The 19,576-nt window shown below is 62.0% G+C and carries 14 protein-coding genes and 1 tRNA gene; 7 read left to right on the top strand and 8 right to left on the bottom strand.

From position 1 onward, the window contains the following. Positions 1–345: 345 nt before the first annotated feature. Positions 346–1,641 (top strand): isocitrate lyase, encoded by a 1,296-nt coding sequence (gene aceA, locus L8U58_RS03845; RefSeq protein ID WP_034980003.1) that lies wholly within the window; start codon positions 346–348, stop codon positions 1,639–1,641. A 157-nt stretch (positions 1,642–1,798) separates the two neighbouring features. Here aceA and L8U58_RS03840 read toward each other — a convergent pair whose 3' ends face one another. From L8U58_RS03840 to L8U58_RS03830, 3 genes are all read right to left on the bottom strand, one after another. Beyond that, the gene (locus tag L8U58_RS03840; RefSeq protein WP_269954731.1) at positions 1,799–3,109 is read right to left on the bottom strand and encodes an Ig-like domain-containing protein; all 1,311 of its coding nucleotides are present in this window, start codon (positions 3,107–3,109) and stop codon (positions 1,799–1,801) included. Positions 3,110–3,141: 32 nt separating this feature from the next. Continuing rightward, positions 3,142–3,933, bottom strand: a complete 792-nt coding sequence (locus tag L8U58_RS03835) for a hypothetical protein (protein ID WP_034968866.1) — start codon at positions 3,931–3,933, stop codon at positions 3,142–3,144. A 70-nt stretch (positions 3,934–4,003) separates the two neighbouring features. Next, positions 4,004–4,801, bottom strand: a complete 798-nt coding sequence (locus tag L8U58_RS03830; RefSeq protein ID WP_269954730.1) for a hypothetical protein — start codon at positions 4,799–4,801, stop codon at positions 4,004–4,006. Positions 4,802–5,020: 219 nt separating this feature from the next. Between L8U58_RS03830 and ramB the strand changes: the two genes are divergently transcribed. Beyond that, the gene (gene ramB / locus L8U58_RS03825; RefSeq protein ID WP_051879557.1) at positions 5,021–6,550 is read left to right on the top strand and encodes an acetate metabolism transcriptional regulator RamB; all 1,530 of its coding nucleotides are present in this window, start codon (positions 5,021–5,023) and stop codon (positions 6,548–6,550) included. A gap of 51 nt (positions 6,551–6,601) precedes the next feature. Here ramB and L8U58_RS03820 read toward each other — a convergent pair whose 3' ends face one another. Together L8U58_RS03820 and lpdA are read right to left on the bottom strand one after the other, a co-directional pair. After that, the gene (locus tag L8U58_RS03820; protein WP_230580257.1) at positions 6,602–7,711 is read right to left on the bottom strand and encodes a hypothetical protein; all 1,110 of its coding nucleotides are present in this window, start codon (positions 7,709–7,711) and stop codon (positions 6,602–6,604) included. A gap of 66 nt (positions 7,712–7,777) precedes the next feature. Beyond that, positions 7,778–9,208 (bottom strand): dihydrolipoyl dehydrogenase, encoded by a 1,431-nt coding sequence (lpdA, locus tag L8U58_RS03815; protein ID WP_034968854.1) that lies wholly within the window; start codon positions 9,206–9,208, stop codon positions 7,778–7,780. Positions 9,209–9,575: 367 nt separating this feature from the next. Here lpdA and L8U58_RS03810 point away from each other — a divergent pair, with 367 nt between their 5' ends. The 3 genes from L8U58_RS03810 to L8U58_RS03800 all read left to right on the top strand — a co-directional run bounded on the left by L8U58_RS03810 (position 9,576) and on the right by L8U58_RS03800 (position 13,826). Then, the gene (locus tag L8U58_RS03810; RefSeq protein ID WP_034977890.1) at positions 9,576–10,805 is read left to right on the top strand and encodes an alpha/beta hydrolase; all 1,230 of its coding nucleotides are present in this window, start codon (positions 9,576–9,578) and stop codon (positions 10,803–10,805) included. A 114-nt stretch (positions 10,806–10,919) separates the two neighbouring features. Beyond that, positions 10,920–12,500 carry a M1 family metallopeptidase gene (locus tag L8U58_RS03805; protein WP_269954729.1) on the top strand — a complete coding sequence of 527 codons (1,581 nt, stop codon included), beginning with the start codon at positions 10,920–10,922 and terminating at the stop codon, positions 12,498–12,500. A gap of 30 nt (positions 12,501–12,530) precedes the next feature. Then, positions 12,531–13,826 (top strand): hypothetical protein, encoded by a 1,296-nt coding sequence (locus L8U58_RS03800; RefSeq protein WP_269954728.1) that lies wholly within the window; start codon positions 12,531–12,533, stop codon positions 13,824–13,826. Here L8U58_RS03800 and L8U58_RS03795 read toward each other — a convergent pair. Further along, positions 13,795–14,988 (bottom strand): MFS transporter, encoded by a 1,194-nt coding sequence (locus L8U58_RS03795; protein WP_420839832.1) that lies wholly within the window; start codon positions 14,986–14,988, stop codon positions 13,795–13,797. The genes L8U58_RS03800 and L8U58_RS03795 overlap by 32 nt on opposite strands. 279 nt (positions 14,989–15,267) lie before the next feature. On the opposite strand from L8U58_RS03795, the gene L8U58_RS03790 reads away from it, so the two are divergent. Continuing rightward, positions 15,268–17,433: an acyl-CoA dehydrogenase family protein gene (locus L8U58_RS03790; RefSeq protein ID WP_269954726.1), complete on the top strand. Its 2,166-nt coding sequence runs from the start codon at positions 15,268–15,270 to the stop codon at positions 17,431–17,433. Positions 17,434–17,487: 54 nt separating this feature from the next. Then, positions 17,488–18,951: an amino acid permease gene (locus L8U58_RS03785; RefSeq protein WP_269954725.1), complete on the top strand. Its 1,464-nt coding sequence runs from the start codon at positions 17,488–17,490 to the stop codon at positions 18,949–18,951. A 55-nt stretch (positions 18,952–19,006) separates the two neighbouring features. On the opposite strand, the gene L8U58_RS03780 is transcribed toward L8U58_RS03785, so the two are convergent. Together L8U58_RS03780 and L8U58_RS03775 are read right to left on the bottom strand one after the other, a co-directional pair. Beyond that, positions 19,007–19,294 carry a hypothetical protein gene (locus tag L8U58_RS03780; RefSeq protein ID WP_269954724.1) on the bottom strand — a complete coding sequence of 96 codons (288 nt, stop codon included), beginning with the start codon at positions 19,292–19,294 and terminating at the stop codon, positions 19,007–19,009. 138 nt (positions 19,295–19,432) lie between these two features. Next, positions 19,433–19,508 (bottom strand) — tRNA-Thr (locus L8U58_RS03775). Positions 19,509–19,576 lie beyond the last annotated feature (68 nt).

The following is a 19,576-nucleotide window of genomic DNA, read 5'->3' as shown; positions in this document are numbered from 1 at the left end:
GCCGCGTCTCATCCCGTGGCGCACCACACCTATAAGTCCAGCAAGAGAGCCAGATCACGTTCTAACCCTGGGGCGTCATTAAGAAACAGTAGGGAGAAAAACTTCACAAAATTAACAAAAAGAGTGACCACCCCCACACATAAATATCCCCCTGACCGGCATTGACGCGGTTATTTGGGTTGGTACTCTCGTAGGCAGAGACACGGGACGCAGACTTCACCTGAACAGTGCCGAACAACATTGCTAAGGATTAGTAGTGTGCGGTTCAGTGTCCCCCCGCCAGGAACCCCCGGGCAGGGACCATGACATAACTCTCCCCTTAATTAGTAAGGAAGTGACCCCTACATGTCGAACGTCGGCAAGGCACGTACCGCTGAAGAAATCCAGAAGGACTGGGACGAGAACCCCCGCTGGGCTAACGTCGAGCGCGATTACACCGCAGAGCAGGTCGCTGAGCTGCAGGGCACCGTTGTTGAAGAGCACACCCTGGCACGCCGCGGCGCTGAGATCCTGTGGGAAGCAGTCAACAAGGATGACGACTCCTACATCAACGCCCTGGGCGCCCTGACCGGTAACCAGGCCGTTCAGCAGGTCCGCGCAGGCCTGAAGGCTGTTTACCTGTCCGGTTGGCAGGTTGCAGGTGACGCTAACCTGTCCGGCCACACCTACCCCGACCAGTCCCTGTACCCGGCGAACTCCGTTCCGTCGGTCGTTCAGCGCATCAACAACGCGCTGTCCCGCGCAGACGAGATCGCTCGCGTTGAGGGCGACACCTCCGTTGACAACTGGCTGGTTCCGATCGTTGCCGACGGCGAGGCTGGCTTCGGCGGCGCACTGAACGTTTACGAGCTGCAGAAGGCCATGATCAAGGCCGGCGCTGCAGGTACCCACTGGGAGGACCAGCTGGCCTCCGAGAAGAAGTGTGGCCACCTGGGCGGCAAGGTACTGATCCCGACCCAGCAACACATCCGCACCCTGAACTCTGCACGTCTGGCAGCTGACGTTGCCAACACCCCGACCCTGGTTGTTGCTCGTACCGACGCTGAGGCCGCTACCCTGCTGACCTCCGACGTTGACGATCGCGACAAGCCGTTCCTGACCGGCGGCCGCACCGCTGAGGGCTTCTACAACGTGCAGAACGGCATCGAGCCCTGCATCGCCCGTGCGAAGGCATACGCTCCGTACGCTGACCTGATCTGGATGGAGACCGGCACCCCGGATCTGGAGCTGGCTAAGAAGTTCGCTGAGGCTGTTCGCTCCGAGTTCCCGGACCAGCTGCTGGCTTACAACTGCTCCCCGTCCTTCAACTGGTCTGCACACCTGGACGACGACACCATCGCCAAGTTCCAGAACGAGCTGGGCGCAATGGGCTTCAAGTTCCAGTTCATCACCCTGGCAGGCTTCCACGCTCTGAACCACTCCATGTTCGACCTGGCTTACGGCTACGCCCGCAACCAGATGACCGCTTTCGTGGAGCTGCAGAACCGCGAGTTCGCTTCCGCCAAGGAGCGCGGCTTCACCGCTGTGAAGCACCAGCGCGAGGTCGGTGCAGGCTACTTCGACAAGATCGCCACCACCGTCGACCCGAACTCCTCCACCACCGCCCTGAAGGGCTCCACCGAGGAGGGCCAGTTCCACTAAGCCGCTTGCTTTCAAGCGCTAGGAACTAGCTGCGCGGGTCATTAGACCCGCACACCGCTAGAGCCCGGTCAGCACGAATGTGCTGGCCGGGCTCTTTGCTAACTAACTCTTTACTAACTAGGCGCTAGCCACCCTGCGGCGCTAGCACCATATGGCGCTAGCTACTGGAGGAAAGAGATCCGGTAGAACCGTTGGAGCCGCCACCGAAGAGCGCGGCGAGGCGCGCACCCAGGGACTTAAAGAACTCCACGATGCGCTCCCACACGGTCAGAGTCTTGCCCTCCACATCCACCGTCACGATTGCGGCCGGGGACTTCACCCCCTCCTGGCTGGCATTCACCGTGATCTGGTGCCCCTTGCCCGCCGGCAGGTAGCCCAGTTCGCAGGCGAAGGAGCCTTCGGCGTCCGCAGTTGCCACACATCGAGTATCCGCCGGACACGTAACCTCTACGAACTGCCCCGCCGCAGCCTTGCCGCTGACACGAGCCACGTCCGTGCTCCGCAGCGGGGTGGGCTCGACGCGCACCTCGGTCGGCGCCTTCGGCAAAGCGGTGACGACGCGCGTCTTCGCCGGTGCGGAAGTCGCGCCCAGCAGGTTATCCACCGGGGCGAAGCGGGCGACGATCGACGCCTCCCCCGTGGCCTCCGGGGTCCAGTCACAGGTAGCCACGCCGTCCTCGTTGGCCTCCGCGGTGCAGAGAACCTGGCCGTTAGAAACGAACTCGACGTTGCGACCGGCCACAGTGGCTGCCTCACCGTTTGCCGGCGGCTGCGTAATCGCCAACTTGGCCTCCAGCTTCAGCGGCGCGGCCTTCTCTACAACTTCCGGCAGCGCGCTGAGCTCCAGGGAAGTCTGCGCCTTGGCGGCCTCCTGCACCTTGACAGCGGGGCCGCCGTTGAATTTGCTCGGCGCGTAATCCTTCGAAGACTTCCCGATCCAGCCCCTGTAGGTGTAGGCGAAACCGGACTGCAAAGGCTTTTCCGTAGAGCACTCTTCCGAGACCTCGTAGTCCAACGTGAAGGTGTGAGGGTTCGTGGCACTGAACTCCCAGTACCCCTTCGCCTCGGTAGAGGTGATCGTGGTGACGCCCGGCTCAGTGCTAACCGCGCTGTTCGGCAGCGGGATCGCCCCACCATCACCGATCTGCAAGGTTGCGGAACCCGGAACGTACTTCAGGCAGGCATCGACCTTGTTCTGCCAGTTGTAGATACTGTCGGTGCTCCGCTTCGTCGTAAACGTCTGCGTGTAGGTGATCTTCTGTCCCACGGAAGGCTCGGTATTGCTGACAGTACGGGTGTAGACCGACGACGAATCGGTGTACGACTCGGAGGCTGTTGCAGCCGAAGCGCTGGATACCACTGCGGAAGCCAACACTGTTGCCACGGCCACGCCGGGAGCGCCAGCGATAGAGCCCGCGCGGGCGATGCGGACGATGCTGTGCCGCTGCACGCGGCGAGAATTATTCATTTCTTTTCTTCTTCTCTCACATCACACTGAAACTAGCTGGAAGACAGCACGCCACGGGACGAGCCCTGCATCGCAGAGGACCCCTTAGCGGAACCCTTAGAGGACCCCTGGGCCGAACGGGAAGGCTTGACGGTGCCCTCCTCGTAGCCCGTGAACACGTAGGCTCCCTCGTTGTTGCCATCCTTAGTGCACATAATGAACGCCGCAGCGTCGAAGTCAGTGCGCGCGCCGGAGCTCGGAGCCGGCAGTGCAGCCTTAACATCCACCGTGGACTGCGGGGCAACGGTGAACTTAGCGATCTGACCAGCGTGGCCCGCTACGCGGGCAGCGCTGTACTCGCCGGAAATGTCATTGCGATCCTTGTTGGCCTTACCCAGCAGCGAGCCCAGCCCCTGCAGCAGACCGGCGGAAGAACCAAGGTTCAAAGTGCCCAGGTTAAGCTGGCCGATGAGCGGCAGCGAAGGGGTCTTCACATCTACATTCGGAGCAACGTAGTGCAGGTTGTTGCGGTAGTACTCGACCGACTTTGCAACCAGGTCGCTGGTAGTCACGTCTCCGGCAGACGTGTCCTTGCCCTGAACACCCGCACAGGTAAAGGCCGAATCAGTGTGGTTGGTTACGGTGCCGGTAATAGCGGTAGCGGTGGCGTCCGCAGCATTAACCTTGACGCTCAGATCCTGCTTGTCCGTAAAAACAACAACGCCAGTCGTATCCGCACCGGGAACAACATTGGCTGCGCTAGCGACCGCGCCATTAGACAGCGCCGCCACCACGGTGGTCGACAGCGCTACAGCCAGCAGGGACTTCGAAAATGTCTTTGACATGGGGAATTCCTCTCGAGGACGAATGAATCGAGGAGTAATGAAACTTGGAACTTTGGGGAAGCACTAAGCGCTAGCGGGAGGAAGAACCCAGCAGGCTAGACGGTGCGGAACCGGCCGGACGGGAAGATCCAGCGGTTGCGGGAGCCGGCTTGGCACCCGGCTGGTAACCGGCGAAGATGTAAGACTGCTTCGGGTCTGCGGTGACATCGGTGCAGTAGAGCAGGGCGCCAGCGGCGAATTCGGTGCGCTCCCCGTTGCCCGGCGCGTTCAGCTTGACGGTGAACTCCTGGGTAGCGAGGGGCTCCAGATCAAAAGGAGCCAATTCTGCGGTGTGACCAGCCAGTCGTGCCGAATCCCACTGGCGTGCCAGAGAAGCGCGGGTAGCAATATCCTTGCCGAACAGGCGGCCCAGGCTGCCAGCGGGAACGTACTTCAGGAAAGGAGTCGTGGGAACTACGCCCAGGATGGGGGCAGCTACACCGTCCTTTGGGGAAAATGGCTGCTCGCGGTAGTAATTCACAGCCTGGGAGACGATGTCGGAGGTGGCTACCGCATTGGGCAGCTCGGCGGGCTTGGAATCCTTCGGTGCAGCGCCCGGGGCTGCGCAGCGGAACTTGTGGTCATAGGTGTTCTTTACCGTGACCTTGACGGTGCCGCTGGCGGCATCGGCTGCTTCTACGTCAACCTTGACGCGGGGACTATCAGTAACCACGACGGTGCCGTCGGCCGACGCGCCTGGCAGCTGGCTCACCAGGGTATCTGCAGAGGCAGGGGTCAGCGCCACAGTGCCGCAGGCTGCCACGGCGGCTACGCTAGCAACGCCGATGCGGGTTACTCGGCGGGAAATGGAAAGGGGGAAACGGATCATTCGGACGGGCTCTCTTTCAAGTCAGTCTTACTGCATCACACCGACGGATACAGTCGAGGACATATTACCCACACAAGGTCAAATACGCAGTGCTCAGCAGGGGGGTAAAAGCGCCGATAAAACCCCCTTTTCGATATAAAGCATAAGAAAAGACAGTCATAAAGCTAAATATATCCAGCAGACTTCCCTCTGAAAGCCATGAATATACTGATGGGCACCATGGGCAAACGGATTGAACACACACAGGGAACGGAGCACGCAGCCAGCCCTGCAGGCAATACAGAACGCAATGCAGAGCGCCCCTTCGTCGGCTCCCGCTTGCGCCAACTACGCAAAGAGCGCGGAATCTCCCAGGCTCGCCTGGCCGAAATCCTGGATCTTTCCGCCAGCTACGTCAACCAGATCGAACACGACGGGCGCCCACTGACCGTCGCCGTCCTCGAGCGCATCACCGCAGCCTTCGGCATCGACCCGACCTTCTTCGCCGATCAAGATTCCACCCGCCTTCTCGCGGAAATCCAGGACGTGACCCTGGACCCGGAAATCAGCCCCACCCCGGCGGACGTTACCGAACTGGCAGCGCTTGTGAAGAACCACCCGGACCTCGCCCGCGCCTTCGTGGATCTGCACTCCCGCTACCGCAACGTTTCGGACACCCTGTCGCTGCTCACAGAAGAACGCGTGCAGGGCTCCGCCATCCTCTCCATCACGCCCAAGGGCGAACTCTTCGGTCGCGCCTCCGGCCCCGAGGCGTTCTCTATGCCCCACGAGGAAGTCCGTGACTTTTTCTACGCCAGGCAGAACTACATCGATGTTCTAGATGTGGCGGCGGAAAAGTTGGCGTCCAGAATAAACATCGGGGCGAACCAGATACACCACACAGAACAGATCCTCGCCGAGCGCCTGCAGCAAGTGCACAAGGTGGAGGTGATTTACTCGCGCGACCTGGGCGATACGCAGCACAAGTTCGATCCGAAACGAAAGACTCTGCACGTGTCGGCGAAGATGCGCCCCGGGCAGATCGCGTTCCGGCTGGCGACGGAGCTGGCGTACCTGGAAGCCGGAACGACAATCGACTCGCTAGTGGAGCTGGGACACTTCCAATCCGAAGAAACCCGCGCGCTCGCCCGGCGCGGTCTGGCCAGCTACTATGCCGCCGCACTACTGCTGCCCTACCGGCAGTTCCACAGCTCCGCGGAGGAATCGCGCTACGACCTGGAGTTCCTCATGCGCGAATACGGCGTGGGGTACGAGACGGTCTGCCACCGCCTGTCCACCCTGCAGCGCCCCAGCCTGCGCGGCGTGCCCTGGACCTTCGTGCGCGTGGATCGCGCGGGCAACATGTCCAAACGTCAGTCTGCGACGGGGCTGCACCTATCGAACTCCGGCGGCACGTGCCCGCTGTGGAATGTGTACGAGACGTTTAGCTACCCCGGCAAGATCATGCGCCAGATCGCGCAGATGCCCGACGGGCGGACGTACCTGTGGATCGCCCGCACAGTGAACCACCACCGCGCGGCGTGGGGGCAGCCGGGGAAGATGTTCGCCATCGGACTGGGCTGCGAGCTGCGGCACGCCGACCGCACAGTGTACTCGGACGGGCTGGATCTGAAGGACACGTCCGCGGCGGTGCCGATTGGCTCTGGCTGCCGATTGTGCCCGCGCGAGAACTGCCCGCAGCGCGCCTTCCCGCCGATCAACCGCACGGTGGAAATCGACCCGCACCGTTCGAGCGTGTCGCCGTATTAGTGCTGGTTCCTGCGGCGCTGGTTCCTATGGCGCTGGTTCCTGCAGTGGGCGCTAGTCGCCGTCGAAGAGCCCGACGATCTGCCTGCGCTGCAGCTCACGGCGGTTGTATGTAGCTTCGCGCACCGATTCGTCGGTATCGAAGCTCGATCCGAGCGCCCCGCCGAGGGTACCTAGGGACGCCGCGAACCACGCCAACGTCAGATAATCCACCGGCGTGATGTCCGCATTGACCCGGCTTTCGAAGAAGGGAACCGGCACGACGGCGGCACTGACCAGCAGCATCGTGAGGTAAATCAGGATATAAACCCCAGTCGCGGAGATCAGCACCGTACCGGTGGTGGCCAAGTTATCCATCCGCGCACGCCACCATGCGGCACTATCCGCGGCGGGCTGGGCAGCGCCACCAGTGGCTACATTCACCGTAGTGGGTTCCGGGTTGCGGCTATACGCCCCGTTCCACAGGCCGTTTTTGTAGATCAGCCAGAAGGTCAACAGGGTGATCGACAGGATGGTGATCATGATCTGCCGCCAGGAGCTGATCAGGTAGGACATCTCCCACACCGAACCGTAGAAGATGCCGAAGCCACCGGTGGCCACGCCCGTGGCTAGGCAGCTGGACAGCACCCTTATGAGTTGCCCGGGGCGGTTGCCGCGGATCATTCCCAGCAGCAGGCGTAGGGTTCGGCCGCGACCTTCCAGCACGCGGGTCGTATCGGCTTCCACGTCGCCGCCTTCGATGTCGTCCACGCCTTTTTCGCGCTGGCCGGCTCCGGCGGGTTTGCCGCAGACCAGGCGCGATAGCTCCTGGCGCAGGCCCTCTTTGGCCCGCAGCAGTCCGAAGGCCGGCAGGCACAGCATGGTGGCCCTGCCGTGTTCGACGGTCTGGCTAATGACCGGTCGCCGGGTGGTGAGGGGCAGGTCAGTGACGTACACCAGCCGATCCCAGCCGTAATCGCGCAGAATACCGGGGGCGGAATCGGCCAGGCGGACGTTGCCGAACTCATCCATGGGCAGCGTTCCGGTGCGGAATTCGAGGATCGGCTTGTCCCCGGAAACGTGCTTCTGTGAGACCTCGTCTAGCTCCTTGAGCAGCGCTCGCACGCGCACCGCTGGCAGGCCGCGGTCTGCCAGCAGGCCAATCTTCTCAGGCAATCGTTGCACCAATCATGGCGGTGGGATGACGACGCACGCCCGGCTCCATCGAAAGGAGCCGGGCGCTACAACCTTTTACAGGTTGATCATGTGCCCGCCGGCGATGCCGTGGGCGGCTTCCTTCATGGCCTCCGACAGGGTCGGGTGCGTGTGGACGTTGCGGGAGATCTCTTCGGCCGTCAGGTCGAAGCGCTGCGCCAGGGTCAGCTCCGGCAGCAGCTCGGACACGTCCGGGCCGACCATGTGGGCGCCCAGCAGTTCGCCGTACTCTGCGTCTGCCACCAGCTTCACAAAGCCCACTGCGTGGCCTAGGCCCTGGGCCTTGCCGTTTGCGGTGTAGGGGAAGGTGGCGACCTTCACTTCGCGACCTTCTTCCTCTGCCTTCTTCTTGGCGGCTTCCTCGGTGTAGCCGAAGGATGCAACCTGCGGGGAGCAGAAGGTGGCGCGCGGCATCATCATGTAGTCGCCCAGCAGCTCGGTCTCTTCGCCGGCGATGATCTCGGCAGCGACCACGCCCTGTGCCTCGGCAACGTGGGCCAGCTGCAGCTTGGCGGTGACGTCACCAATGGCGTAGATGTGCGGAACACTGGTGCGCATCTCGTCGTCGATATCAATGGCGCCGCGCTCGGTCAGCTTCACGCCGGTGTTCTCCAGGCCATAGCCCTCCACGCGGGGTGCGAAGCCGATGGAGACCATCACGCGGTCGGCCTTCAGGGTCTCGCTCTTGGAGCCGTCGGCGGACTCGATGTCCACCTCCACGCCCTTGCCTTCGCCCAGGTCACGGACGGCGGTGGTCTTGTGGCCGGTCTTCAGGTTTACGCCCAGCTTCTTGTACTGCTTGGCGATTTCCTTGGACACATCCTTGTCCTCGTTCGGCAGAACGCGGTCCATGAATTCAACGACGGTGATGTCCACACCGAAGTTGGACAGCACGTAGGCGAACTCCATGCCGATGGCGCCTGCGCCGATGATGACCATGGAGTCCGGCTTGTTCTCGTCCAGGATCTGCTCTTCGTAGGAGACGATGTTGCCGCCCAACTCCACGCCCGGCAGGGACCTCACAACGGAGCCGGTGGCGATGATGCAGTTATCGAAGGTGATGGTCTTGCCTGCATCGTCACCGTCGGAGACCTCGATGGTCTTGTCGTCGACGAAGTTGCCGCGTCCGTGGATTTCCTGAATCTTGTTCTTCTTCATCAGGAAGTGGACACCCTTGACGATGTTGCCGGAGACCTTGCGGGAGCGCTGGTGCGCAACCTTGAAGTCCATCGAGATGTTGTCGCCGGTAATGCCGTAGGTCTTGGCTTCCTTGGTGATGGTGTGCGCAAGTTCGGCGTTGCGGATCAGCGCCTTCGAGGGGATGCAGCCCACGTTGAGGCATACGCCGCCCCAGTACTGCTTTTCGATAACGGCGGTCTTCAGACCCAACTGAGCGGCACGAATCGCCGCCACGTATCCGCCAGGGCCTGCTCCGAGTACTACTACGTCAAAATGTTCTTTAGCCACAAGTCCCAAGGGTACTTAATGTTCTTCGCTCGTGTTTGTCGGGCTTGGCTTTGTTCACCTCGACACTCTTTATGACGCCTCACGCCCCAACCAGCGGTCGCTCCAGAAAAACTTTTAGCTTTAGTAACATTAGACCCACTAGCCATATTCATAACACCCCTGTTTGGGTTCCCCGCGGAAACTTTTCCCTCCTCGGGTTCCTATAACCGCACTAAATTGGGTAAACTCCCCCTTGCCTTAGAGATTCGCTGAGAATTCCTTGAGACTCCTCGGTGAAGCCTCCCCCGTTCACAATGATCACTCACGCCTCGGGCTCTTAAAATTCTGACCTTTCCCCAGGTGTGACTCCCACAGAAGGATCAACTTTATGAAGCGAAGCATCGTCCGCACTCTGGCCGCCGTCACGGCAGCGATCGCTCCCTTTGCCACCGTTTCTGCTGTCGCGCCAGCCGCCCAGGCCGCAAGCGTTTCTGCTGCACAGAAGGCCGACGGCATCGCTCCGGCAAAGATCAGCCTGAACACCGAGACCCAGGGACTGTCGGAGGACACCACCACCTGGCGCAGCATCATCAAGAGTTGGAACGACAAGGGCTTCGACAACATCCAGGAAGTTTCTGCCTACTCTCCTTCGATGAAGCGCCACATCCCGTTGGTCGTTATCCAGCCGAAGGACAAGGAAAAGCGCGATAACGCGCCGACCCTGTACATGTTGAACGGCGCAGATGGCGGCCAGGGCATCGCTAACTGGATCCGCCAGACCGACATCGTCACCTACTACGGCGGCAACAGCGATCCTTCCAAGGGCACCGTCAGCCCGGGCATCGGTGCGAACATCGTTATCCCGATGACCGGAGCGTATTCCTACTACACCGACTGGGTCACCGAGCCGAACACTTCGGAGATCAAGGGCCCGCAGAAGTGGGAGACGTTCCTTACCCGCGAGCTGCCACAGGCCATTGAGCCGGCTCTGAAGGCTAACGACAAGCGCGCTATCGCCGGCATGTCCATGACCGGCACCACCTCTCTGCTGTACGCCCAGCACCACCCGGGCTTCTACGACTCCGTCGGCTCCTTCTCCGGCTGCGCTGCAACCACCACCGGCCTGACCCCGAAGTTCATCGACCTGGTTCTGAACCGCGGCGGCACGGACTTCACCAAGATGTGGGGCCCAGTAAACGGTGAGGTTGCCCGCAACAACGATGCTCTGATCAACGCTGAGAAGCTGCGTGGCCAGAAGAACATCTACGTTTCCACCAGCTCCGGCTTCCCGGGCGAGCACGATATGCCGTGGTCCGAGCGCGTGAATGGCCAGCTGTCCTCCGCAGCTCCAGTCATCTTCGAGGGTGCTGTTATCGAGGGCGCCACCAACGCCTGCACCCGCGACCTGGCCCGCAAGACCAACGCGCTGGGCATCCCGGTGAAATACAACTTCCGCCCGGCAGGCACGCACCAGTGGGGCTACTGGCAGGACGACCTGCGTGGCTACTGGAATGACCTGGTTAACGGCCTGGGTACCGGTGCCGAGCGTCCGAAGCTGCAGCCGACCAAGCCGATCTCTCCGGAAGACTACTGGGCAGGCTCCACCTCGGGCTCCTAAAAGAAGTTCCGACTAGCGCCTGCGATCACTTGCAATAGCTAAAGACCACTTCCCCCGCCACTGAGAGCACCTCCGTGGCGGGGGTTGTCCTATGCAGATAGTAATGTGCCATTCATGAAACGAACCGAACCTCAGCCTCGACCGTTCCGTAGCACCCCCATCGCCGGAGCCCGGGATGCCTACACGGGTGTGGACTTCAACCTCGGGTTCCACGTGCTGAGCTACGACCTGCAGCTGCACTACGACGTCGAGCCAAATAACCTGCGTGGTGTGGCTCGCCTGGCGGTAGAAAACTACCGGCCATTGAAGACGATGACGTTGGACCTGGCCAGCAACCTGGCGGTCAACCGAGTGGAAGTCTCCGGCCACGGGGTGGCAGCCACCAACGGGGCAATCAAGATCCGTCGGTTCCGCCACAACGGCAACAAGCTGACGATCACCTTCGTGGAGGAAGTCGCGGAGGACCAGTCGTTCGACCTGACCATCAAGTACGGTGGCTTCCCGCGCCCGCTGCGCTCCAAGTGGGGCGAGGTCGGCTGGGAAGAAACCGATAACGGGGCCCTGGTTGCAGGCCAGCCCAACGGCGCTCCCAGCTGGTTCCCCTGCGACGATACGCCGGACGAAAAGGCAACGTTCCGCATTGCCATCACCGCCCACCGGGACGTCACCGCCATCGCTCACGGCACCCTGGTGGAGCAATTCAACAAGGGCAACAACACCACGCGGGTATTCGAAACCAACTACCCCATGGCCACTTACCTGGCTGCGGTGTACGTGGGCTCCTACCAGCGGGTGGATTTCCGCAGCGCAGAACTGGGCCGCAAAACTGTGCCGGTTTTCGGATGGCTACCCCAGGGAACCGAACACGCCAAGCGGGTACGCGAACTGGTCAACGAGGACTTCGGCCAGCAGACGGAGATGGTCGAGGTCTACTCGGAGCTCTTCGGCACCTACCCCTTCCCGGAGTACTCCGTGGTGGTCACGGACGAGGAGATGGAGATCCCCCTCGAAGCCCAGGGAATGAGCATGTTCGGCTGCAACCACGCCGACGGCAAGCACACGTGGGAGCGCCTGATCGCCCACGAGTTGTCCCACCAGTGGTTCGGCAACTCTGTGGGCCTTGTCGAGTGGCGGGATATTTGGCTGAACGAGGGCTTCGCCTGCTACTCCGAGTGGCTGTGGTTTGAAAAGTCGCAGGGCATCCCCGCCGCCCACCATGCGTGGGCACACCACCAGGCACTCGCAGACAAGCCACAGGACATTCTGCTGATCGACCCCGGTGCCGACGACATGTTCGACGACCGGCTCTACAAGCGCGGAGCCGTCACCGTACACGCCCTGCGCGTGCTGCTGGGCGACGACGCCTTCTTCGACATGGTCAAGCGCTGGACCACCCAGCACCGCATGGGCTTGGTGGAAACCCGCGACCTGGAAAACCTGGCAAACACCGTCGCCGAGGAAAACGGTGTGGCCCGAAGTGAGGTGCAGGGGCTTTTCGACCGCTGGTTGCGTCATGAAGAACTGCCCGACTTCCCCGGCGGCGAGGGCACCGAGCTCAGCAGCGAACAGCTCCGTGCCCTCCCCGCAGGCCCGGCGGCGGAGATGGTCGATGCTTCCGGACCCGCGCGAGCAGTAGATGCGTTGAAGCGCGTTGGACAGAAGCTCGGTGAGCTCGGCGACAGGCTGCAGGACTAACCCCAGGGTCTCGCCCAAGAAGGTTCACCGATGCGCGCCATTTCGCTCGCCACCGTATTAGTGGCAATAGCCGGCTACCTGGTCATTTGGGTGGCCAACAAGGGGCTCAGCACGGCCGGGTACGAGGACTTCATGGTCTACTGGTCGCTGTTCTTCGCGATGACGGGCGTGCTGGACGGGTTGATGCAGGAAACCACTCGCGCGGTTTCCACCCAGCGTGCACAGCCGACGGCACCTCGGACGGCGACCCGAAAGGCAACTCGAACGGCAAAGCGAAATCCGACGGAGCAGACTCCCCGCCCCTTCGCCCTCACGGGCTACATCGCCGTGGCCGTGGGTGTGCTCGCTCTGGCCACCGGACCGCTATGGATCGGGGAACTCGTGCCTAGCCAGACAGGGTGGGGCCTACTCCTTTTGGCGGTCGGTCTGGCTTGCTATACCTTCCAGGCGACGGTCTGCGGATTACTGTCCGCCAACCACTCGTGGCCTAGTTTCGCCTGGTTGATGGCCATCGATTCGGGCGTGCGGCTGGCGCTGGCCGTCGTCGCGTGGGCCCTGGGGTGGCAGCTGCTGGCCTACCTGTTTGTCACTGTCATCGGCGCGGCCACGTGGTTGCTGATCCTGGCGTGCTCGCGCTCTGCGCGGGCTACTCTGCGCGATCGGGCGGATGTGGCTGCGCGTCCTTTCCTCTCGCGCACGCTCAAGGCAATGGTCGCCTCGGGAGCAAACGCGGTGATGATCACCGGCTTCAGCGTGCTGCTGCGCTACACCTCCGGGGCGGAGGTTGGCCCCGGCGCGCTTGCTGCCACTATCACGGCCATTACGCTCACGCGCGCGCCGATCCTGGTGCCTCTCCAGCGTTTCCAACCCGCGCTGATCGTGCATTTCACGAAGCATCGCGAGCGAGTTCTGCGCGCCGCTGCCCTTCCCATCACCGCGGTGGGTGCCGTCGCAGCCATCGGAGGTGTTGCCGCCTTCTTCCTCGCCGCGCCACTGATGGGGCTATTTTTTGACGCCGCCGTGATCTCCTCCCCTTCCACCCTCGGGTGGCTCACACTGGTCTCCGGGGCGACGGCCATCCTGATGATCAGTGGGTCGGCTGCACTCGCCGCGGATCGCCACAACCTCTACACCGCCGGGTGGCTGATCGCGATTGCACTGTCTACAGCGGTGCTGATGCTGGGCTTCTCCCCCGATACGCGCGCGATCTTGGCACTGGCGATCGGCCCGAGTGTCGGCGCTGCGGTGCAGCTCGGCGTGCTTGCACTTGCAGCTGCCGAAGGGAAACCGAAAGCTAGTTCCCCGGCTCCTGCGGGACTGGAATGAACTTCTTGGAAGTCAGCGTCACCACGATAAGACCAATAAGGGCAACCACCGCACCGAAGCCCAACATCTCGGTGTAGGTGAACCAGTCCTTCAAACGCGACAGGATCATCGGGAAGAAGAAACCGATGTAGGTGATCGTGTAGAAGAAGGCGGTCAAGCCACCCAGATCGTCGGGGCTAGCGATGCGCTGGACCTCCGTGAGGCCAGAGATCAGGCACACACCGTAGCCGGTGCCAAGGATGAGGCCGACGACGACCGTGCCAACCAGCGAGCCGACGTGGGCGGTCCAGGCGGCCACCACCATGCCAATGATCACCAGTACTAGACCGATCTGCTGGGCCTGGGAGTTATTCGGGTTGATGTACTTGCTGGAGACCTGCTGGATACCGAAGCCACAGGCCAGGGCGACGGCAGTAATGCCGGCGGAGAAGGCGATGGGATAAGAGACCTCGTCCTGCGCCAGGCTAGGCATAATCGCGTAGGCAACACCAGCGCAGCCGAAGACCCACGGGGCGATCGGGATCACGGCAGTCAGGAAACGCGGGTGCCGGAGGGAGGGAACGTTGAGGTCCGACCAGAAAGAGCCCTTGACCTTGAGGTGCGCGTTCTGGCGGGTCTCTGGGACTCCGAGGATGCCGACCATCGACAGGGCACACAGCAAGATACTGAGGATATAAGGGGTCTGGCCCGGGGCAGGCCCCCACTCCGCAAGCACGCCCGCAAACGCCGCACCCACGGCAAAGCCCAAGGTCAGGGACATCGTCGCACGGCGGGCACCGGCGCCCTCTTGAGCGTTGGGATCGAACGACGGTGTGGACAGCTCCTTGATCCAAGCTCCACCGGCGGTCATCACCATGCCAACGGCGAAGCCGCTGAGGAGTCGGCCGGTAAAGATCAGCGGTTCATTCATCTCGCCCGCTGCAATGAGGACGCTGCCGACCAAGCTGATGATCGGGGCAGGCAGCATGACGATCCGGCGACCGTAGCGGTCCGATAGCGGGCCACACAGTAACAGGCCCGCAGCAATCCCGGCTGCATAACAAGCCAGGAGGGCATCGACGAAGACGGAACCAAAGACGTTCTCGCCCCGGTAAAACACCATCATCGGGGTGAACTCGTTGCCCGCATAGGCCACCGCCAACACGGCGAAAGCCACCAGCATCCAGTACTTCTTCTCCGCGCGGCTTGCAGCCCCGCGCGTGGAGGGGGCAACCCTGCGACTGCGCAACTCGCGATCTTGTACAGCGCCGTCTTGCAGGGCGCCGTTCACGTCCCGGTGGTTTTCGTCAATTGTGCCCTCAGTCATAGGGGCAAGCCTAGTCACCTGCTCGACGGCCACAAATGCAACACCGAGGTCGGAGCGTTGGCCACGACAATTTAGACATGGAATTATTAGTAAATCTTAGAGATATAGGTCACACACTTGCGTATCCTTAACTTCATGTCACCAAACAACCCGGAAAACAGCACCGAAAGCACCACGCAGACTGATAAGTCGGTCACACCGGACTCAGGCAATGGAATTGCTGACAAGTCGGAGGCCACGCTTCGCCGTTCCACAGGAGCACCCCAAACCTTGTCCACGACGGTGGACGCTGAGCAGCGGGCGTCCATAGCACAAGAGCTACAGACCGTGCTCGACGGCGACTTCCCAGAAGCGCGCGAGGCAACCCGCAAGATCCTGGCCAACCCCGACATCCTGCCGCGCGCGGACCTCGACCTCGAGCAATCCCGCGCCCGCACGACCGAACAGCTGCAACAGGTGCGGGAATCCGGAATGCCTTATGACGCCTTCCGCGCAGACCAGGGCGGCACGGGAGAGACCGGCCGCTGCCTGACCTCCATCGAAATGCTGGGGCATGCCGACCTTTCGCTCATGGTGAAATCCGGCGTGCAGTGGGGCCTATTCGGCGGTGCCGTCGGCAACCTGGGCACGGAGCGGCACCAGGAGATGGTGCAGAAGCTGATGGATCTTGACGCCCTCGGCTGCTTCGCTATGACGGAGCGCGGACACGGCTCCGACGTTCAGCAGCTGGAAACTACCGCCACCTACGACGCGGAAACACAGGAGTTCATCATTAACTCCCCCACCGCATCCGCCGAGAAGTGGTTCATCGGCAATGCCGCCCGCGACGGACGGTGGGCCGCCGTGTTTGCACAGCTCATCGTGCCCGGATCCCACAACAGCACGAATGACCAGTCCAGCGAATCGCAGGGCGTGCACTGCCTGCTAGTGCGCATCCGCGAGGACGACGGCTCCGCCATCGACGGCGTGCGCGTCGGCGACCACGGCCACAAGGGCGGACTGAAGGGCGTGGACAACGGCACCATTAGCTTCGTTAACCACCGCGTGCCCCGCGAGGCCCTGCTGAACCGCTTCGCCGATGTCGACGAGGCCGGCAACTACACCTCCCCTATCGAAAACCCGAACCGGCGCTTCTTCACGATGCTCGGAGCCCTGGTGCGCGGGCGCGTGACCGTGGGAGCCGCCGCCGGCGCTGCCGCCCGCACCGCGCTAGACATCGGCGTGACGTACGCGAACCTGCGGCGTCAATTCGCTCCCGACGACGCGCTACCCGAAAAGCGCCTGATAGAGCACCGGTGGCACCGCCTGCGCCTCATCCCACGCCTGGCCCGCGCCTACGGCCTACAGTTTGCGACGAACAAGCTGATCGCGCGCGTGCACGAACTGGATCAGCTCGGGTTGGATCCCACACAGCACACCAAGGAACAGCAGGCGGATCAGCGAGAAGTCGAGGCACACGCCGCTGCACTGAAAGCTGCCAACACCGCGCACGCAACCGACACGATCCAGGAAGTCCGCGAGGCCTGCGGAGGTGCCGGCTACATGGCGGAGAACCTGCTGACCACGCTGAAGGCAGACTCGGATGTGTTCACTACTTTCGAGGGCGACAACGTTGTGATGATGCAGCTGGCCGCAAAGGAACTGATGACAGGTTTTGCCCGGGAGCTCGGCGGATTGAAGCCCATGGAGATGGTGCGCTTCGGCCTGGATAGCTTCGGCACCCTGCTGCGGCGCCGCACCGCCGCAGATGCGCTGATCCAGAACCTGGTGGATACCTTCAGCGACTCCGAGGAGACCTCTCTGTTCGACCCTGCTTACCAGATCAACCTGCTGAGCGAGCGGGAAGATCGCCTCATGCGCGCTCTTGCCCGGCGCCTGCGCCCAGCGCGCAAGATGGACGTAGACGAAGCTGCGAAGGTCGTAGACCACGCACAAGATCACCTGCTGGCCGTCGGCTGGGCGCACGTGGATCGCATCGTCTTCGAGGCCTTCGTGGAGGCCGAATCGGAGTTGAAATCCGACGATGCCCGGCGCGTACTGGAACAAGTCCGCGACGTGTACTTCCTCAGCTGCATCGTGGATAACGCCAGCTGGTACCTGGAACAGAACCTGCTGACCGGCACCCGCACCAAGGCCGCCCGCGCCGCACTGAACGACCTGGTGGATTCGCTGGGTCCCTGGTCGCAGACGCTGGTGGACGCCTTCGGTATCCCGAACAACATTACGAACCTGAAGCTGATGGAGAACTACGAGGCGATGGTGCCGAAGTATGAGTCGAATCCGGCGGCCGGGTTGGGCTAGGCACTACCGCGCCCTGGGTGCTCCGCGTCAAACCACACATCGTATTCTTAGAGAATGAGTTCAACCCCTTCCACCTCCTCAGATAACCCCAGTTCGCACGTCGACTCGAACGCTGCCGAGGCTAAGCTGGGAAGTGGTCTGAAGGTTCGCCACCTCACGATGATGGGCTTAGGCTCCACGATCGGCGCCGGGCTATTCCTGGGCACTGGCGTGGGTATCGAGGCCGCCGGCCCTGCCGTATTGCTGGCTTACATCGTCGCGGGCCTCATCGCCATCCTCGTGATGCAGATGTTGGGCGAGATGGGCACCGTCATCCCTGCCTCCGGCTCGTTCTCTGAATACGCGGAGCACGGCATCGGGCGCTGGGCTGGCTTCACGCAAGGGTGGATTTACTGGCTAGCCACGGTGGCGGTGCTTGGCGCCGAAATTACTGGTGCGGCGAGTTTTATGGGGGCGTGGTTCGGTATTGACGCCTGGATCCCCGCCGCCGTATGCGTGATTATCTTCGGAGTGGTGAACCTCCTGCAGATCCGCGCCTTCGGCGAGTTCGAGTTCTGGTTCGCCTTCATCAAGGTGGCCGTGCTGGTGGCTTTCCTGGTCATCGGCTTCCTACTGGTCTTCGGTCTCCTGCCAGGACACACTTTTATTGGCACGGAGGTCTTCACCGCCGACGGCTTCATGCCCAACGGCGTGGGCGGTGTGGCCACGGCGATTCTGGCTGTGGCATTCGCCTTCGGCGGCATCGAGGTCGTGGCCATCGCCTCTGCAGAATCCGAGAATCCCCAGCGCTCGCTGATCAACGCGGTGCGCTCCACCATCACCCGCATCTCGCTGTTCTACCTGGGTTCGGTGCTAGTGATTACGTTCCTGCTCCCCCACTCTTCCCTGGGGCAGGCGGAAAGCGCAGCCGATAGTCCCTTCACTCGGGTGCTGAACCTCGCTGGCATTCCGGGCGTGGTCGGCTTCATGGAAGCCATTATTGTTCTGGCGCTACTGTCTGCCTTCAATGCGCAGATCTATGCCTCCAGCCGCATGATGTTCTCCCTAGCTAATCGTCATGAGGCACCCCAAATTTTCACCCGCGTCGACGGTCGAGGTGTGCCCGTCGCCGCGATTGTTCTCTCGGTGTGTTTGTCCATCGTGATGGTGGTTCTGAACTACCTGGATACGGGCTGGTTGCTGACATTCATGCTGAACTCCGCGGGAGCTTCGCTGCTGATCGTCTGGACGTTCATCGCCGTGTCTGAGCTGCGCCTGCGCCGCCGTCTGGAGCAGCATGCGGGCGAAGCGTTGCCGATCCGCATGTGGGGTTTCCCCTTGTTAACCATCGCCACGCTGGTTGTCCTGGCGGGGCTGGCTTTGCTGATGCTGACGGATCCGGGTTCCCGAGTGCAGCTGTTCTCTGCGGCGACGATGTTCGCGATCCTGGTGGTGGCCAGCTTCGCCAACTCCGCTATCCGTGGGCTGAGCCCCTTCGAGAAGCTGCCCCTGCCGGAAGTTTCCCCACAGTTTCGCTAACCCGGTCTCTCCGTCAGCCTCCTGCCCCCAGCTTTAGGAGAGCCATGCTGTCGCCTTAGGAAGAAAGACTGCCGTAGTATGGCGCGTCGGAGTTCTGAGCGCCAACTAGGTTGTAAATAACGGCCCAGATGATTCCCAGCGGTGCAAAGAGGGGGAAGCGCAGCCAAGCCGGGGTGTTTTCCCAGATGGTGTTCACTGAGCCGAGCGGGGACTTGGTGTTCGGGTTTTCTGCAGCCTGTACTTGAGTGGTGGGGGTGTGGCTTTCGGCCTGGGCAGGTGTGGCAACACCCGCGGTGACGGTTGCGGCGGTAACGCCGGCGATGAGCGACTTGCGAATCTTCATTGGGGAAGAATCCTTTCTGAAGGGGTTTGGTTGGAAGTGCTTTGTTTAGCCAAACGCTTATGGGTGGCGAAACGTTAGCAGTCGCTAGCAATCAAAATGTCCCACAGCAAACTTGCAAGAATGCTGTGGGACATCACATGGAGCCGCTTGCGAGAATCGAACTCGCGACCTTTTCATTACGAGTGAAACGCTCTGCCGACTGAGCTAAAGCGGCGCGTACATTAAGTACGAAGCGTTATCCTAGCCGACGCTAACCCCGAGCACCAAAACGCCACCTGGGGT

The organism is Corynebacterium macclintockiae, assembly GCF_027570165.1.
Classification (GTDB): Bacteria; Actinomycetota; Actinomycetes; order Mycobacteriales; family Mycobacteriaceae; genus Corynebacterium; species Corynebacterium macclintockiae.
Note: the sequence above shows the minus strand (reverse complement) of the source record. Positions and strands in the feature narration are given on the sequence as shown.

Coding starts and splice junctions, on each gene's coding strand:
- ramB (WP_051879557.1), top strand. CDS start 5,021: ATGGGCAAACGGATTGAACACACACAGGGAACGGAGCACGCAGCCAGC.
- L8U58_RS03785 (WP_269954725.1), top strand. CDS start 17,488: ATGAGTTCAACCCCTTCCACCTCCTCAGATAACCCCAGTTCGCACGTC.
- L8U58_RS03830 (WP_269954730.1), bottom strand. CDS start 4,801: ATGATCCGTTTCCCCCTTTCCATTTCCCGCCGAGTAACCCGCATCGGC.
- L8U58_RS03840 (WP_269954731.1), bottom strand. CDS start 3,109: ATGAATAATTCTCGCCGCGTGCAGCGGCACAGCATCGTCCGCATCGCC.
- L8U58_RS03805 (WP_269954729.1), top strand. CDS start 10,920: ATGAAACGAACCGAACCTCAGCCTCGACCGTTCCGTAGCACCCCCATC.
- L8U58_RS03835 (WP_034968866.1), bottom strand. CDS start 3,933: ATGTCAAAGACATTTTCGAAGTCCCTGCTGGCTGTAGCGCTGTCGACC.
- L8U58_RS03780 (WP_269954724.1), bottom strand. CDS start 19,294: ATGAAGATTCGCAAGTCGCTCATCGCCGGCGTTACCGCCGCAACCGTC.
- aceA (WP_034980003.1), top strand. CDS start 346: ATGTCGAACGTCGGCAAGGCACGTACCGCTGAAGAAATCCAGAAGGAC.
- L8U58_RS03800 (WP_269954728.1), top strand. CDS start 12,531: ATGCGCGCCATTTCGCTCGCCACCGTATTAGTGGCAATAGCCGGCTAC.
- L8U58_RS03795 (WP_420839832.1), bottom strand. CDS start 14,988: ATGCTGGTGGCTTTCGCCGTGTTGGCGGTGGCCTATGCGGGCAACGAG.
- L8U58_RS03790 (WP_269954726.1), top strand. CDS start 15,268: ATGTCACCAAACAACCCGGAAAACAGCACCGAAAGCACCACGCAGACT.
- L8U58_RS03810 (WP_034977890.1), top strand. CDS start 9,576: ATGAAGCGAAGCATCGTCCGCACTCTGGCCGCCGTCACGGCAGCGATC.